At 69.6% G+C, this 15,643-nt stretch carries 17 protein-coding genes; 12 read left to right on the top strand and 5 right to left on the bottom strand.

Annotation, left to right across the window (positions count from 1 at the left end):
• Window positions 1-210: 210 nt before the first annotated feature.
• The 4 genes from VG899_16495 to VG899_16510 form a co-directional block, all read right to left on the bottom strand.
• The gene (locus tag VG899_16495) at window positions 211-948 is read right to left on the bottom strand and encodes an amino acid ABC transporter ATP-binding protein (protein ID HWA67965.1); all 738 of its coding nucleotides are present in this window, start codon (window positions 946-948) and stop codon (window positions 211-213) included.
• Window positions 945-1,715 (bottom strand): ABC transporter permease subunit, encoded by a 771-nt coding sequence (locus VG899_16500; protein HWA67966.1) that lies wholly within the window; start codon window positions 1,713-1,715, stop codon window positions 945-947. The genes VG899_16495 and VG899_16500 overlap by 4 nt, the downstream gene beginning before the upstream one ends.
• Before the next feature lie 79 nt (window positions 1,716-1,794).
• A complete protein-coding gene (locus VG899_16505; GenBank protein HWA67967.1) occupies window positions 1,795-2,682 on the bottom strand; it encodes a transporter substrate-binding domain-containing protein in 888 nt (295 codons plus the stop codon).
• Window positions 2,683-2,694: 12 nt separating this feature from the next.
• Window positions 2,695-4,443: an aldehyde dehydrogenase family protein gene (locus tag VG899_16510; GenBank protein ID HWA67968.1), complete on the bottom strand. Its 1,749-nt coding sequence runs from the start codon at window positions 4,441-4,443 to the stop codon at window positions 2,695-2,697.
• Window positions 4,444-4,511: 68 nt separating this feature from the next.
• Between VG899_16510 and VG899_16515 the strand changes: the two genes are divergently transcribed.
• The 12 genes from VG899_16515 (at window position 4,512) to VG899_16570 (ending at window position 13,413) form a co-directional block, all read left to right on the top strand.
• Window positions 4,512-5,114, top strand: coding sequence for a nucleoside triphosphate pyrophosphatase (locus VG899_16515; protein ID HWA67969.1), 603 nt, complete (start codon window positions 4,512-4,514; stop codon window positions 5,112-5,114).
• Window positions 5,105-6,250, top strand: a complete 1,146-nt coding sequence (dusB, locus tag VG899_16520; GenBank protein ID HWA67970.1) for a tRNA dihydrouridine synthase DusB — start codon at window positions 5,105-5,107, stop codon at window positions 6,248-6,250. Before VG899_16515 ends, dusB begins: the two co-directional genes overlap by 10 nt.
• Before the next feature lie 146 nt (window positions 6,251-6,396).
• Window positions 6,397-6,600, top strand: coding sequence for a cold-shock protein (locus VG899_16525; GenBank protein HWA67971.1), 204 nt, complete (start codon window positions 6,397-6,399; stop codon window positions 6,598-6,600).
• 39 nt (window positions 6,601-6,639) lie between these two features.
• A complete protein-coding gene (locus tag VG899_16530; protein HWA67972.1) occupies window positions 6,640-7,008 on the top strand; it encodes an RNA polymerase-binding protein RbpA in 369 nt (122 codons plus the stop codon).
• A 19-nt stretch (window positions 7,009-7,027) separates the two neighbouring features.
• Window positions 7,028-8,548: an MFS transporter gene (locus tag VG899_16535; GenBank protein HWA67973.1), complete on the top strand. Its 1,521-nt coding sequence runs from the start codon at window positions 7,028-7,030 to the stop codon at window positions 8,546-8,548.
• On the top strand, window positions 8,545-9,531 hold the full coding sequence (locus VG899_16540) for an HAD-IIA family hydrolase (protein HWA67974.1): 987 nt from the start codon (window positions 8,545-8,547) through the stop codon (window positions 9,529-9,531). Before VG899_16535 ends, VG899_16540 begins: the two co-directional genes overlap by 4 nt.
• Before the next feature lie 8 nt (window positions 9,532-9,539).
• Window positions 9,540-10,202 (top strand): LON peptidase substrate-binding domain-containing protein, encoded by a 663-nt coding sequence (locus VG899_16545; protein ID HWA67975.1) that lies wholly within the window; start codon window positions 9,540-9,542, stop codon window positions 10,200-10,202.
• A gap of 20 nt (window positions 10,203-10,222) precedes the next feature.
• Complete coding sequence (locus tag VG899_16550) at window positions 10,223-10,714, top strand: glutathione peroxidase (protein HWA67976.1); 492 nt, start codon at window positions 10,223-10,225, stop codon at window positions 10,712-10,714.
• Window positions 10,715-10,731: 17 nt separating this feature from the next.
• Complete coding sequence (locus tag VG899_16555) at window positions 10,732-11,748, top strand: aldo/keto reductase family protein (protein HWA67977.1); 1,017 nt, start codon at window positions 10,732-10,734, stop codon at window positions 11,746-11,748.
• Window positions 11,748-12,188, top strand: a complete 441-nt coding sequence (locus VG899_16560) for a nitroreductase family deazaflavin-dependent oxidoreductase (protein ID HWA67978.1) — start codon at window positions 11,748-11,750, stop codon at window positions 12,186-12,188. The genes VG899_16555 and VG899_16560 overlap by 1 nt, the downstream gene beginning before the upstream one ends.
• Window positions 12,185-12,478, top strand: a complete 294-nt coding sequence (locus VG899_16565) for a hypothetical protein (GenBank protein ID HWA67979.1) — start codon at window positions 12,185-12,187, stop codon at window positions 12,476-12,478. Before VG899_16560 ends, VG899_16565 begins: the two co-directional genes overlap by 4 nt.
• Complete coding sequence (locus VG899_16570; GenBank protein HWA67980.1) at window positions 12,472-13,413, top strand: phosphatase PAP2 family protein; 942 nt, start codon at window positions 12,472-12,474, stop codon at window positions 13,411-13,413. Before VG899_16565 ends, VG899_16570 begins: the two co-directional genes overlap by 7 nt.
• Here VG899_16570 and VG899_16575 read toward each other — a convergent pair.
• Entirely contained in the window at window positions 13,358-15,523 is a 2,166-nt protein-coding gene (locus VG899_16575; GenBank protein ID HWA67981.1) for an alpha-galactosidase, read from the bottom strand. The genes VG899_16570 and VG899_16575 overlap by 56 nt on opposite strands.
• Window positions 15,524-15,643: the final 120 nt, after the last annotated feature.

Raw genomic sequence — 15,643 nt, forward strand, 5'->3', positions numbered from 1 at the left:
GACTCCTCCGGGTCGGCCTTCCCGTAGGACTGCGACATCCCCATGCAGCCAAGACCCTGCATCGAGACGGTCAGTGCGCTGTCACGGCCGAGAACTCGAGTGGGAAGCGTCATGTGTCCTTCATACCCTGACGGCAAGTCCGCGCCGACGAGCTCAAGGGTCATTGCCGTTCAACGACGTTAGAAGGTCGTCAAACGGCCATCGCGTGTCCTAGTGGGTGAGCACGCGGGACAGGAACTGCTTCAGCCTCGGATGGGTCGGCGACCCGAGCACCTGCTCGGGCGGCCCGGTTTCCGCGACCACGCCGTCGGCGAGGAAGCAGACCTGGTCGGCCACCCGGCGAGCGAACCCCATCTCGTGGGTCGCCATCAGGATGGTCATGCCGCCCGCCTTCAGCTCGCCGATGAGATCGAGGACTTCGCCGACCAGCTCGGGGTCGAGAGCGCTGGTGACCTCGTCGAGCAGCAGCAACCGCGGCTCGTTCGCCAACGCACGCGCAATCGCGATGCGCTGCTGCTGGCCACCGGAGAGCCGGTCCGGGTACGACGACGCCTTGTCCCCCAGTCCGACCCGCTCGATCAGCGACCGAGCGCGCTGTGCGGCTTCGGCCCGTGACATCCGGCCGACCACTCGCGGGCCAAGCGCGACGTTGCGCAGGGCCGTCATGTGCGGGAACAGGTTGTAGGCCTGGAAGACCACACCGATCCGGCGCCGGATCGCGTCGACGTCGATGCGCGGGTCGGTGATCTCCTCGCCGTCGAGCAGGATCTCGCCGTCCGTCACCACCTCGAGCAGGTTGATGCAACGCAGCAAGGTCGACTTGCCGGACCCCGACCCGCCGATCAGCACGACGACCTGACCTTCGTCGACCGTGAGGTCGACGCCGTTGAGCACGCGGGTGTCGCCGTAGCGCTTGCGTACGCCGCGCACCTCGAGCACCGCCGTCACACGACACCACCCGCCTGCTGACGCTGAGCAGCGCGAATCGTGTACCGGTCCGCAAGTCGCCCGCTCGGGATCGCAAGGACCATGAACAGCAGCGCCGCGATCACGACGGGAGTGAAGTTGAAGTTGCCCTCGTAGTCGATGGTCGCCTGCTGAACCGCGTCTACGGCTGCGCCGACGATTCCGACCAGCCCGACGTCCCGCTGCAACGACACGAACTCGTTCAGCAGGACGGGTACGACGTTGCGGATGGCCTGCGGCAGCACGACCAGGCGCAGCGTCTGGAACGAGCTCAGGCCGAGCGAGCGAGCGGCGGCACGCTGACTGGGGTGAACCGACAGGATGCCGGCGCGGAAGTCCTCGGTGACGAAGGCGGCGTAGGACAAAATGATCGCGATCGCCCCCCACACCTCCGCCGAGTTGGTGAGGCCGTGCAGCCGCAGCGACGGGATGCCTACGGCGAACAAGATCAGCAGCAGGATCATCGGGCAACCGCGGAACAGGTCGACGAACAGGGCACCGGCCACCCGCAGCGGCGCGAGCACCGGGCTCACCGAGGTCCTCATGGTGGCGACGATCAGTCCGAGCACCAACACGCACGGCACCACGACCGCGAGGATCTTCAAGTCGATGAGCAGTCCCCTGGCAACCGCAGGCGTGTCATGACGGAACGAATGCCCTGAGAAGAACGTCGCCTTCGCGTCGTGCCACCCAGGAGCGTGAGTGACGCCGAGCCAGGCTGCGACCGCCACGACCAGCGTGCTGACCACCGCCACGAGCGTCGAGCGCCGCTGCTGCCCGCGGCGGTACTCCCGGCGCCATTTCTCCTTGTCCGAGAGCGCAGCGTCGCTACTGAAGGACAGGCGCGTCGCCTTCCTGTGCGAGCCACTTCTGCTGGATCGCGGCCAGCTGCCCGCTCGCCTGCAACGCCTGCACCGCCTTGCTCACGCACGAGGTCAGCGGGCTGTCCTTCGCCAGCAGCGCACCGAACTGCTCAGGGTTGGGACCGGGAGCGAGCTGGCCGACGATGACGCTGCCCTTGACCTGAGCCGAAGTGATGTAGAACGCCGTCGGCAGGTCGACGACGAGACCGTCGATCTGGCCGTTCTTCAGCGCCTGTACGGCGAGCGCGTTGGAGCCGAAGAAGGCGCTCCCCGACGGCTTGATCACGTCGCTGATCGTCTGCTGGTCGGTGCTGCCCGACTGCGCGCCGAGCTTGAGCGACTGGAGGCCGGCGAACGTGGTGACCGACGCCGCCTTCGTGCCCTTCATCGCGACGACCGCCTCCGCGACGTTGTAGTACGGCGTGGAGAAGTCGACAGCCTTCTCCCGGCCGGCGTTGATCGTGAACTCGTCCAGGTCGAAGTCGAAGCTGCGCGCACCCGGGCCGATCGCCTGGGTGAACGTGATGCGCTTCACCTTGATCTGCGAGGTCGTGTAGCCGAGCTCCTTGGCGATGGCGAGGTCGACCGCGCTCTCGAACCCGTTGCCGTCGGTCGGCGTGTTGTTGTCGTTGAACCACGGCGGGTAGACGGGCTGGTCCACCCCGATCGTGATGTTGCCCGGCGACACCGTCTGCAGCGTGCCCGGGGCGCAGCCGGCGATGGCGGACGTCTGGGCAGTGCCCGTCGGGTTGCCGGTCGTCGCCGTGCTCCCGCCCGAGCTGGAGCTCCCGCAGCCGGCCAGCGCAAGACTCGCCGCGGCCAGCGCCGCCAACCCCGAAGCGACGCGATTCAACGTGTGCTCTCCCTATCCCCGAAGCGCAGTTGTGACCAGACCCGGAACCTTGCCCCACGACGGCTTGGCCATCAGCTTCGCAGCCAGCTCGCTGGCTTTGTGGGCGGTCTTGTGGCTGGCGAACCACATCGGCTTGATCGGCATCCGGAACGGACCGCGTACGACGGTCTTCTCGATGTCCGGTTCGGCGAGCATGAGCGAGTTGTGCACGAAGCCGATGCCGGACTGCACGTCGTCGATCGTGTGACCCGGGTAGGCGCCCCACGGCGTCGTACCGAGCAGGAAGCCGACGGCCGACCAGTGGTTCACGCCGATCGTCCCGTAGCGAAGGTCCGCGATGGCTTGCTCGACCGCGTCGGCCACCGCCGGGTCCTTCATCGACTTCGGGTGTACGACGATCGTGGCGCCGAGAGTCCCCCACAGGCCCTCGTTGGCGAACTCGACCGCCTTGCGAATGAAGTCCACCGTGTTGTCCGCGTCGATGCCGACCTCGCCGAAGACGCCGTTGAACGCCTCCGTCGTGAAGGCGATCTCGTCCGAGGAGCCCGGGCGCAGTCCGGGGATCATCGTCCACGGCACGCAGCCGTTGGCCTCCTCGCCGAAGCGCTGCGCGTCCGGGTGCGCGTCCACGAACGCGTCCCACCGCGCGCGGGCGCCGGGGTAATAGGCGTAGCGGTCCGCGGTGTCCTTCAACGTCGACTTCATCGCGTCCAGCAGCGCGTTGCGCTGCTCCCACGAGTTCGAGGTGATCAGGGCGCGCAGCGCGATGCAGTTGAAGCCGGCGTTGTTGGTCAGCATCGCGGCGATGTTCTGCGCTTGGAAGCTGACGTCCTTCGCCGTCCACGGACCCGGCACCACGATGACGGGCGAGACGTTGCCGAGCTCTCCGGTCACCGGCTTGGTGACCAGCGGGTCGTTCGCCGCCTTGCGGGTGAGGCCTTCCGGCCCGGTGCCGAACACGATCGCCTCGAAGGTCTTGTCCGAACCCGTCACGTGGACGTCGGTCACGTCGTCGTGGCGGACCAGGTGGGAGCCGACCTCGGCGCCGCCGTACACGATGCGCAGCACGCCGCGGTCGATCAGCTCGGCGCAGACCTTCTCGAAGATCGGACCGGCGTAGTCGTTGACCGGGTTCATCTTGAGCAAGACGACGTGCCGCCCGACGAAGAGCTTGTCGAGCGCGTCCGTGATCGGGATCGAGGACTGGTTTCCCGCACCCAGCACGAGGGACACCGCGGGTGACCCGCCGCCGAACCACGCCTGCGCCTGATGCTCGACCGCCTGCGCCGCCGTGACGCCGCGTCGCAACCACACGTCGGCGGTGAACCCGGAGAAGCCGACCTTGTCGAACGCGTCGACCGGGAAGGCCGGGATCGCCTGGTGCCCGCCGAGCACCGGATGCGGCGTACCGGGGAAGCTCGGCTTGCGACCGGCGGCGATGTCGGTCAGCGCGAGCTGCAGCATCCGCAGGTAGCGCCCGGTGATCATCACGCTGGTCCAGTCCTCGGCCGCCAACGGGTCGCTGACCGAGTAGTGCTTGGCCTCGCAGGAGACCCGGACCCACTCCTCGGCGAAGGTCAGCACCGAGTCGTTGAGGCGTTCGAGCAGCCCGATCATGTCGACGGCCGGCTCCTCGAACCAGCTCTTGGCGTGGGCCGCCAGGTCGGCGACCGCCGCGTCACAGGCTTCGATCGAGGTGGCCTGCTGCGTCGAGGTGGCTTCCGGGATCGCGATCGTTCCGTGCGCAGCCAGCTGTGTCATTGCCAGACCTCCGAGCGGACGAGCTCCAACGAGCACTACGTCCGATCCTGCCATGCTTGCATCTAGTTGTGTCCCGCCGCCGAACGCTGATCCTCGCCTCGGCCTCGCCTGCCCGGCTCCGGCTGCTGCGCGACGCCGGGATCGAGCCCACGGTGACGGTGAGCGGCGTCGACGAGAGCGCAGTGCCGACCGAGGACCCCGAGGCCATGGTGCTGGAGCTGGCCAGGCTCAAGGCCGAGGCGGTGGCAGTCGGTCAGCCGGCCCCCGCCACGCTCGTCCTCGGGGCGGACTCCACGCTGGTGCTCGACGGGGCGGCGCTCGGCAAGCCCGGCACCGCGGAGGCGGCGACGGCGCGCTGGCAACAGATGCGTGGCCGCGCCGGCACCTTGCTGACCGGCCACCACCTCATCGATGCCGACACCGGCAAGTCTGCGAGCGGCCTGGGGTCGACCACGGTGCACTTCGCCGACGCCTCCGACGAGGAGATCGCCGCGTACGTCGCGTCGGGCGAGCCGCTCGAGGTGGCCGGCGCCTTCACACTCGACGGGCGTGCCGCGCCCTTCATCGACCGGATCGAAGGTGATCCGAGCAACGTGATCGGGTTGTCGCTGCCCGTCGTACGCCGGCTGCTGGCCGAGCTCGGAGTCGGGATCGTGACGCTGTGGCAGTGACCGAGGCCGGCCTGGCCATCGGCCCGATCCCGGTCACCCCGCCGGTCGTGCTCGCCCCGATGGCGGGGGTGACGAACTCCGCCTTCCGCACGCTGTGCCGGTCCTTCGGCGCCGGCCTCTACGTCAGCGAGATGGTCTCCGCGCGCGCCCTCGTCGAGGGCAGCGAGCGAACCTTCAAGATGCTGGCGTTCGGTCCCGACGAGGACGTCCGCAGCATTCAGCTCTACGGGGTCGACCCGCACGTGGTCGGCCGGGCGGTCGACATCCTGCTCGATCACGGCGTCCATCACATCGACCTCAACATGGGCTGCCCGGTGCCCAAGGTGACCAAGCTCGGCGGCGGCGCGGCCCTGCCGATGCACCGGGTGCTGTTCACCGACCTGGTGCGATCAGCCGTCGCCGGCGCCGGGGGCGTGCCGGTCACGGTGAAGATGCGCATCGGCGTCGACGCGGACTCGATCACCTATCTCGACGCCGGCCGGATCGCCGCCGACGAGGGGGTGGCCGCCGTCGCCCTGCACGCCCGCACCGCGGAGCAGCTCTACTCCGGACACGCCGACTGGTCTGCGATCACGCGGCTCAAGGCCGCCGTTCCCGACGTGCCGGTCCTCGGCAACGGCGACATCTGGGTCGCCGACGACGGCATGCAGATGATGCGCGAGACCGGCTGCGACGGGGTCGTCGTCGGCCGCGGCTGTCTCGGCAAGCCGTGGCTGTTCCGCGACCTCGCCGACGCCTACGCCGGGAGGGAGGTCGCGCCGCCGCCCCGGCTCGGCGTCGTCGTCGAGGTCATGCGCCGCCACGTCCGGCTGCTGGTCGAGACGCTCGGGGACGAGTTCCTCGGCGTACGCGACTTCCGCAAGCACGTGAGCTGGTACCTCGCCGGCTACCCGGTCGGCGGCCTGGCCCGACGCGATCTGGCACAGACCTCGTCGCTTGCCGAGCTCGACGGGATGCTCGACGCCATGCTCGACCGGGTCGGCCGGGACGCCGAGCTGCCGGCGGGCGGCGAACGGATCGTCCGTGGTCACAGCAACGGGCCCCGCAAGGTCGCGCTCCCCGACGGCTGGCGGGAGTCCGCGCTCGACCCGACCCCGCCACCCGAAGCCGCCGACGTGCTTGTGTCTGGTGGCTAGTCCGATCCGATCTGCGGTGTTAGCCTTTTTCCCGAGGTCGGGTTCTCGTTGTATGGCGGGAAACTTCCACGCGCTTGTCCGCTGTCATTCGAGAGCACCGCGTCGACCAAGTCCCATTCGGGGCGAGCAGTTAAGGATCAAGTTTCATGGCTCAGGGCACCGTCAAGTGGTTCAACGCTGAGAAGGGCTACGGCTTCATCGCCCCCGGCGACGGCAGCGCGGACGTTTTCGTTCACTTCAGCGCGATTCAGGGCAACGGCTACCGCACCCTCGACGAGGGTCAGAACGTCGAGTTCGACGTGACGCAGGGCCAGAAGGGTCCGCAGGCGGAGAACGTCCGGGCTCTCTGAGTCCCTTTCACTGGCAACCGGTAAGGAGACAGGCAAGCGATGGGGTCACGACGGTCCACGATTCGTGGCGGCCGCCTCGGCGGTGCGCCGGGTTCTGAGGTCGACCGCGGCGGCGTCGTCGAGCCACGTCGGCAGGTCTCCTACTGGTGCCACGCCGGCCACGAGAGCAAGCCGGCTTTTGCACTGCACGTCGAGCTCCCGCAGACCTGGGCATGCCAGGTCTGCGGGCAGCCGGCGGGACCCGAGCAGGACGCCCCGCCGCCGCGGGAGCGGATGGCAGGCGGTCCCCCCAAGACTCCCTTCGAGTTCCTGATGATGCGCCGCACGATGGCCGAGGGCGACGTCCTGCTCGAAGAGGCACTCGCGAAGCTTCGCGAAGACCGCGCCGCGCGCTCGCGCGTCCGTTGACCGCGCGCCGCATCCGCTGATGGCGGAGGTGGCACCCGCTGCTGAGGGCACGTCCGTCGCAGCGGAGCACTCCCCTGTCGGCCCAGGGCCGACCGCTCCCCATTCCGCCGAGCAGCATCGTGCCGACAACCTGATCCTCGCGATCGCCTGCATCGCGCAGTTCATGGTGGTGCTCGACGTCTCGATCGTGAACGTCGCGCTCCCGCACATCGGCGACGACCTGCACTACTCAGCCACCGGCCTGCAGTGGGTCGTCAACGCCTACGTGCTGACCTTCGCCGGCTTCCTGCTGCTCGGTGGCCGGCTGGCCGACCTGTTCGGCCGTCGCCGGGTCTTCATCGGCGGGCTGCTGCTGTTCTCGCTGGCCAGCCTGCTCGGCGGCCTGGCGCAAAGCTCCGGTGAGCTGACCGCGGCCCGCGCCGTCCAAGGCCTCGGCGGCGCGGTCCTGTCACCGGCGACCCTCACGATCATCATGACGACGTTCGGGGAGGGGCCGCCGCGCCATCGGGCACTTGCGGCGTGGAGCTCGGTCTCCGGCCTCGGCGGCGCGGCCGGCGTGATCCTCGGCGGGGTACTGACCTCCGAGCTGTCGTGGCGCTGGGTCTTCTATGTCAACATCCCGATCGGCGCGGCCACCGTGTTCGCTGCGCTGAGCGTGCTGTCCGAGCGGCGCCGCCCCGACGCGGAGCGCTCGCTCGACATCCCCGGCGCGATCCTGGTCACCGGCGGTCTCGCGCTGCTGGTCTACGCGATCGTCGGCACCGACGTACACCCGTGGGGGTCCGTCCGGACGATCGGTCTGCTCGTCGCGGCCGTGGCGATCCTCGGCGCGTTCGTCGTGACCCAGACGCGGGTGAAGGCCCCGCTCATGCCGTTGAACTTGTTCGGCAACCGCAGCGTCACCGCAGCCGACCTCACGATGCTGCTGCTCGGCGTCGCGTTCTTCTCGATGTGGTACTTCCTGTCGCTCTACCTCCAGGACGTCAAAGGCAACGGGCCGCTGCGCGCGGGGCTGCTGTTCCTGCCGATGAGCGCAGCGATCATCGTCGGCGCCCGGCTGGCCGGCGCGATCATCGGGCGGCTCGGACCGCGAGTGATGCTGGTCATCGGGCTCGGCCTGTCAGCCGTCGGGTTCGGCTGGCTGACGCAGCTGAGCGCAACCAGCAGCTACGCCGGCGGGGTGCTCGGCGGGACGCTGCTGATCTCCTTCGGCATGGGCCTGTCGTTCACCCCGCTTGCCACCGCGGCGACCGCGGGCGTGCACTGGACGCAGGCGGGTCTGGCGTCCGGCCTGCTCAACACCGCCCGGCAGGTGGGCGGGTGCATCGGGCTCGCCGCGCTTGCGACGGTGGCGACCGACCGCACCCACTCGCTGCTGGCCGCCAACACGGTGCGCTACACCCCGCAGCTGGTCGTGAGCGGCGCGTCCGCGGTGACCTCCGGCTACGACCGCGCGTTCGCCGTCGCCGCCGTGGTGTGCGCGCTGGGGGCGCTGACGGCGCTCGCCATCCCGCGCACCCCCACCGCGCCGTCCGCTTGACCGCGGCCCTGCACGGGGGGCCGGCGCTCACCGAGACCTTCGACGTGGCGCTGCTCGACCTCGACGGCGTGGTCTACCTCGGCGACGAGCCGGCGCCGTACGCCGTCGAAGCGCTCAGCGCGGCTCGTCGCGACGGGATGCGGATGGCCTACGTCACCAACAACGCGTCCCGCTCTCCTGACGACGTCGCGGCGCAGCTCGCCGGATACGGCCTCGACGCGACCGTCGAGGAGATCGTGACCGGCGCTCAGGCCGCGGCGGCGCTGCTCGCCGAACGACTCTCGCCCGGCGACGCCGTCCTGGTCACCGGGACGGCCGCGCTGCGCGACGCCGTCACGGCCGCCGGGCTGCGCGTCGTGCCCACCGCGGACGACGATCCGCGGGCCGTCGTGATGGGCTACGACCCCACGATCGACTACGCCCGCCTCGCCGAGGCGACCGTCGCAATCCGGCGCGGCGCGATGTTCGTGGCCTCCAACCTCGACGCGACGCTCCCCACGCCACGCGGAGCGCTGCCCGGCATGGGCTCACTGGCCGCCCTGGTCACCACGGCAACCGGACAGCAGCCCGTCGTGGCAGGCAAGCCGGAGCGGACGCTGTTCGAGCAGTCGGTCGCGCGGACCGGCGCGAAGAAGGCGCTCGTGGTCGGCGACCGCCTCGACACCGACATCGAGGGTGCCAACCGCGCCGGGCTGCCCTCCCTCCTGGTGCTCACCGGCGTCACCGACCTGCTGGCAGCCGCGACCGCCGACCCGCCGCAGCGACCGACCTTCATCGCCGCTGACCTGCGCGGTCTGGCCCGCACGCATCCGGCCGGCATGAACGGCAGATGCGGTGACGCGGTCGCGGAGTACGACGACGAAGCGCGCCGCGTCGTGCTCCGGCAAGCCGCCGACCACGCTGCGTCGTTGACCGCGATGGTCACCGCGGGATGGCAGGCGACGGACGCCGGAAGCCCCGTGGAAGGCATCGACGCGGGATAGTGGAAAACGTGGCGGACCTCATCCCGTTGTTCCCGCTCGGGACGGTGCTGTTGCCCGGCGCACCGCTGCCGCTGCACATCTTCGAGGAGCGCTACCGGCGCCTGGTGGCGGACCTGCTCGAACTTGCGCCGGAGGACCGCCAGTTCGGCGTCGTCGCCATCCAGGCAGGCCGTGAGGTCGGCGCCGGCAACATCCAGTCGCTGCACGAGGTCGGGTGCGTGGCACAGGTCGCGACGACCAGGCCCAGCCCTGACGGGACCTACGAGCTGGAGACCATCGGCACCCGGCGGTTCCGGCTGCTCGACGTCGACGACACCGCGCCGTACCTACGGGGTGACGTCGAGTGGCTGCCCGAGCCGGCGGGCGACGCTGAGACGCTGGTGCCCGTGGTCACCGAGCGTTACATCAGCTACCGCAGCGAGCTCGCCCGCATGCACGGCGCCGCCCTCGAACCGCCGGAGCTGCCCGCCGACCCGAGGCTCCTGTCGTACCTGATCGCGGCGACGGTCATCGCGAGCGTCAGCGACCGTCAGGAGTTCCTCGAGCAGTACGACGCCGCGGCGCGGCTCGCACTCGAAGCCTCCTGGCTGATGCGTGAAGCGGGCCTGCTCCGGCAGCTGTCCGCCGTCCCCGCCGACCGCCGCTTCGACGTCCCGTTCTCACGCAACTAGCGCCGTGCCAGGATCGGGGCATGACCGATCTGCGTAACCTCCCGCTGACCACGCTTGCGGGTGACCCGAGCACCTTCGGCGACATCGCCGGTGACCGCGTCGCCCTCGTCGTCAACGTCGCCAGCAAGTGCGGCCTGACCCCGCAGTACGAGAAGCTCGAGGCGTTGCAGCGCGAGCTCGGTGGCGACGGCTTCACCGTCATCGGAGTGCCGTGCAACCAGTTCGGCGAGCAGGAGCCGGGCAGCTCGGAGGAGATCGCCACGTTCTGCTCGACGACGTACGGCGTGTCCTTCCCGATGACCGCGAAGCTCGAGGTCAACGGCGACGGGCGCGACCCGCTCTATGAACAGCTCACCGCCACTGCGGACGCCGAGGGCAAGGCCGGCGACATCCAGTGGAACTTCGAGAAGTTCGTCGTCGGACGCGACGGCTCGGTGCTCGGCCGCTTCCGCCCGCTCGTCGAACCGGACGACGCCGCGCTGCGCGCATGCATTCAGGGAGCGCTCACCTAGCCAGGTACGGTCGAAGGATGGAGTTTCGACGGCTGGGATCGGCCGGGATGAAGATCTCGGAGATCTCCTACGGCAACTGGATCACCCACGGCTCGCAAGTCGAGGAGGACACCGCGATCGCCTGCGTGAAGCAGGCAATCGAGTCCGGCATCACCACCTTCGACACCGCTGACGTCTACGCCAACACCCGCGCCGAGACCGTCCTCGGCAAGGCGTTGGCCGGCGAGCGACGCGAGTCGCTGGAAATCTTCACCAAGGTCTACGCGCCGACAGGGCCCGGCGGGCCGAACGACGGCGGGCTGTCGCGCAAGCACGTCATGGAGTCCTGCCACGCGTCGCTGAAGCGTCTGCAGACCGACCACATCGACCTCTACCAGGTGCATCGCTACGACTACGAGACGCCGCTCGAGGAGACGATGAGCGTCTTCGCCGACCTGGTGCACAGCGGCAAGATCCACTACTTCGGGGTGTCCGAGTGGACCGCCGAGCAGATCCGGGCCGGCCACGCTCTCGCCACCGAGCTGAAGATCCCGTTCGTGTCGAATCAGCCGCAGTACTCGATGCTGTGGCGGGTCATCGAGGGCAAGGTGGTGCCGACGTGCGACGGGCTGGGCATCGGCCAGATCGTGTGGTCGCCGATCGCGCAGGGCGTCCTGACCGGGAAGTACAAGCCGGGCGAGCCGGTGCCGGCCGGGTCGCGGGCGACTGATGAAGCCGGCGGAGCGACCAACGTCCAGCACTGGCTTCGCGACGACGTACTCACCGCCGTACAGGGCCTGATCCCGATCGCCGCCGACTGCGGCCTGTCGATGGCACAACTGGCGATCGCGTGGGTGTTGCAGAACCCCAACGTGTCGAGCGCGATCATCGGTGCGTCCCGACCCGAGCAGATCGTCGACAACGTCGCAGCCGCCGGCGTCAAGCTCGACGCCCACGTCATGACCGCGATCGACACCGTCCTCGCAGACGTCGTGGTCACCGACCCGACCCACACCGAGCGGCAGTCGCCGAAGACCCGGCCGGTGAGGCGCTGATGCCGCTCGAAGGCGAGTACGAGCCGAGCAGCTGGGACTGGGTCCGTGACCAGGTGGAGAAGTACGAGCGCTCCGGTGGCGCCGAGGCGCCCAACCTGCTCGACACCGACTACCCCGTCATCGTGGTGACGAGCCGGGGCGCGAAGACCGGCAAGCTGCGCAAGAACCCGGTGATGCGGGTCGAGCACGAGGGCAAGTACGCCGCGATCGGCTCGAAGGGCGGCGACCCGAACAACCCGGTGTGGGTCAACAACCTGCGCGCCGACCCGCACGTCGAGGTCCAGGACGGTGCGCAGAAGTGGGACATGGTCGCCCGGGAGGTGACCGGCGACGAACGGGCGCAGTGGTGGGCGCGCGGCGTCGCGGCGTACCCCGACTACGAGGCCTACCAGTCGTGGACCGACCGCGTCATCCCGGTGTTCGTCCTCGAGCCGGAGTGACGCAGCCGGTCAGGTCTCGCTGGCTGCGATCCGAGATCACGTTCGGCCCCGCCGGTCGCATCGTCGCTACCGTGCTGGTCGTCGCGCCAGCCCTCTTCGGAATCTTCGTCAGCGCGGACTTCTTCATCTTCGGGGTGCTGTGGTTGTTCATCGTCCCGATGGCGCTGCGTGACATCTGGCGCAGGGTCAAGGTGCCCGATGCCGAGTCACCGATCGTCATCCCCGAGGAGCCGAAGGCGCCCGCGCCGGGTGAGTCGATCCAGGACCGGAAGCCGCCCGCGCGATGGTGAGCAAGCCGGACGGCGGCCGCGAGCTGACGCGACCGCTGCTGATCGCTGCAGGTCTGGCCGCCGCGCTCGCGGCTGCGGCGTACCTGCTGATCGTGCGGACTCGACTGGGGCAGCGCTTCGACAACGCAGCACTCGTCGGGTCCAAGGAGCAGAGCAGCTCCTCGCGGGTGCACGACGCGTTCTTCCTCGCCCGGATCAACACGCACGCCTTCGTCGGCGTCCTCCTGGTGATGGTCGCGGTCGGCTGCCTGCGGCGTCGGCCACGGCTCGGTGTGACCGTCGCGCTGACCGCGCTGATCAGCCTGCTCGGCACCGACTTCATCAAGAAGGTCGTGCTGACCCGACCGTTCCTGGTGTCCAGCGATGCCGGGCGCTCCGCCAACACCTTCCCCAGCGGGCACACCGCGGTCGCGATCGGCTGCGCGTTCGCGTTGGTGGTGCTCGCTCCGCCGGCGATCCGCGGCATCGTCGCGATCCTCGCCGGGTCCTACTCGTGGACCGTTGCCGCGGACGTGCAGAGTGCCGGCTGGCACCGACCCAGCGACGCGGTCGGGTCGGTCCTGATCTGCTTCGCGCTGATCTGCCTCGCCGTGGTGTTGCTCTGGCGGGCGCGTCCGGTCAGCGACGGACGGCGGGTCACCCACATCCCGGCGTACGTGGTGCTCGGGACGGTAGGCGTGTTCTCGCTGACGCTGTCCACGCTGAACGCGGCACGAGTGCTGAAAGCCCTGCACGGATCGGCGGACTCGGTTGCCTTCACCCACAGCGTGCTCAACGACGCGTACCTGTTCAGCGTCAACCTGACGGTGGCGATCGTCGTCACCGCGCTGATCGCGCTGCTCGTGCTGATGGGGCCCTACGACCTCGACGCACCGCGCGTCAGCCGGCCGGCGCCACCCGCAACACCCGCGCCGAGTACGCCGCCGAGGCCGTGACCGTCAGCCCGGTGCGAAGCTGCGCGCCGGTCGCGTGCGCGAGGAGCTTGCCGGTGCGCACGTCGGTCACGTCGTACGTCGTCGCCGGGCTCACGCCTTGGAGCTGGACGCGCACGCTGGCCTGCATGGTGTTCTGCCGGAACGCGAAAACGTAGCCCGACCCGGCCCGCCACGGCTGGAGCACGAGCCAGTCCTTGCCGGCGAGCGGGTCGGTGCGGGTGAGCTCGTAGAACATCGGGCCGATGCCACTGCGGTGCCGCTCGAACCAGGTCAGCCACCAGCGGGTCTGCCGGCGCTGGACCGGTGTGAGCTTGGTGAAGTCGGTCCAGAAGGTCGGGTGCGACAGCAGCGCGATGGGCATCAGGTAGTTCGCAGACAGCCCGGCGTCGAGGGAGCCGCTGTCGTAGGTGCCGATGCCGATCGTCGAGGTCGGCATCCACGGCGCCACCTCCCACAGGTCGTGCAGCAGCTCGCTGACGCTGTTGACGTCGTGGTTGTGGTTGTTGTCGAACCACGACGGCCCGAGCGAGGCTGACTCGAACGGCCAGGCGCGCTGGTCGTTGGTCTCGTCCAGCTCGAAGGTGACGTCGGGATGGGCCGCTTCCATGCGGCGTACCAGTCCGACGAACGCGTCCTCGTAGTCGGCGTAGTCGTGCGTGCCGCAGTCCAGCCATGCCATGTAGTCGAACTTGAACTCGCGGACGTCGTAGTCCTTGACCAGCCGGTTGATGACGCCGAGCAGGTAGGCCTGGAACTGGGGGTTCGTCGCATCCCACGCGCCCAGGCCCGCATCGTCGGGAACCTGTGCCGTCACGTCGCCGAGGGGCAGACAGGCCCACAACGGGTGTCGGGCGTAGGTCCGGGACTTCATGTTGAACTCCAGCGGCGACATCCACAGGCCCAGCTGCATGTGGTGGCGATGCAGGTAGGTCACGAACCTCGGTACGCCGTGGGCGTCTTCGGGGAACCGCGACGTGTCGAAGTGCCAGTCGCCGGACTCACCGCCCGGGCCGCCCTGCCACTGGTCGTCGAGCATGTAGCGCTCGTCGCCGAGACGGCCAGCCGCCGCGACCTGACGTTGCAGGTTGGGACCCGACATGCCGGCGCCGTGTCCCCACGGGTGGAAGGAGTTGGCGGCGATCGTCTGGTCGATGTGCCACGGGAATGCCGCGTTGAGGACCGCGGCGGCGGAGTTGTCGCCTTGTCCCTTGGGCCCGGCGTACACGCCGGTCCACGCCGTACCCAGCTCGAGGGTCTCGCCGGGGCGCACCAGCCGGGCGATGACCGGGACCGGGTAGAGCGGGTTGCCGATCGTGTTGTAGTTCGGCGGATTGTCCAGCAACGGCCCCGCGTCGAACAGGTCGCGGGCCCAGTCGACGCCGATCGCCGCCGTACCGTCGGCGTTGCGCTGCGCCCGGCTCATCAGCCCGCCGCGCCGCTGGCTGACCAAGAAGAAGCCGGCGCCGCCACCGACCCGCAGCGTCTCGCCCTCGTCGTCGAACGCCCCCTTGGGACGCTTGACGTGGCGGAAGTCCAGCCGCCAGTCCGACCCCTCGTGGTAGGCGAGCACCTCGGCCGGTTGGTTCGGCCGCTTGGCGCAGATCTGGTCGAGGGAGTACGCACTCACCCGCAGCGGGACGACCGCGCTGTGCAGGGTGGAGTGGACCGACATCGCGGCGCGGCCCGGCTTCAACGCAAACGTCCGGGTGAGCCTGACGCCGCTGGGCAGGCTCGCGGACAGCAGCGTGTAGTCGAACACGAGCTCCGCCGTACCGTCGCCTCGCGCGGGCGTGACCGAGGTGAGCTGCCAGCCGAGGGTCGACGAGGTCGCAACACCGTCGAGGTTCAGCGTGAAGTCGGCAGCCGGCCGGGCGAGCTGGCGGCCGTCGGCCCGGGCGAGCCCGACGGTGCGTACTTCATTTCCGGTGAGCGACCAGCGCCGCGTGATCAGCCCGTCGGACAGGACGGCCGCGTCGCCGGCCACTCGAGCGACAGCGGACCCATCCCGCGCCGACCGTGCCTGCGAAGCGACGCGCGGCGTCGCAGCCTGCGCGAGTGCGGGCCCGGCGATCAGCGCGAGCCCGACCACCCCCACCACACCCGACCGCATCTGCCGCACTCGCCGCACCCGCCGCACTCAGCCAACTTCACCGCGCCGGGCGCCACTCCTGCCGAACCGCAGGTGACGTCGAGCCCAACGTTGTTGGTCTTTCAGCGGCGCTGAAAGACC

The sequence above is a fragment of the Mycobacteriales bacterium genome (assembly GCA_035550055.1).
GTDB lineage: Bacteria > Actinomycetota > Actinomycetes > JAFAQI01 > JAFAQI01 > DASZTV01.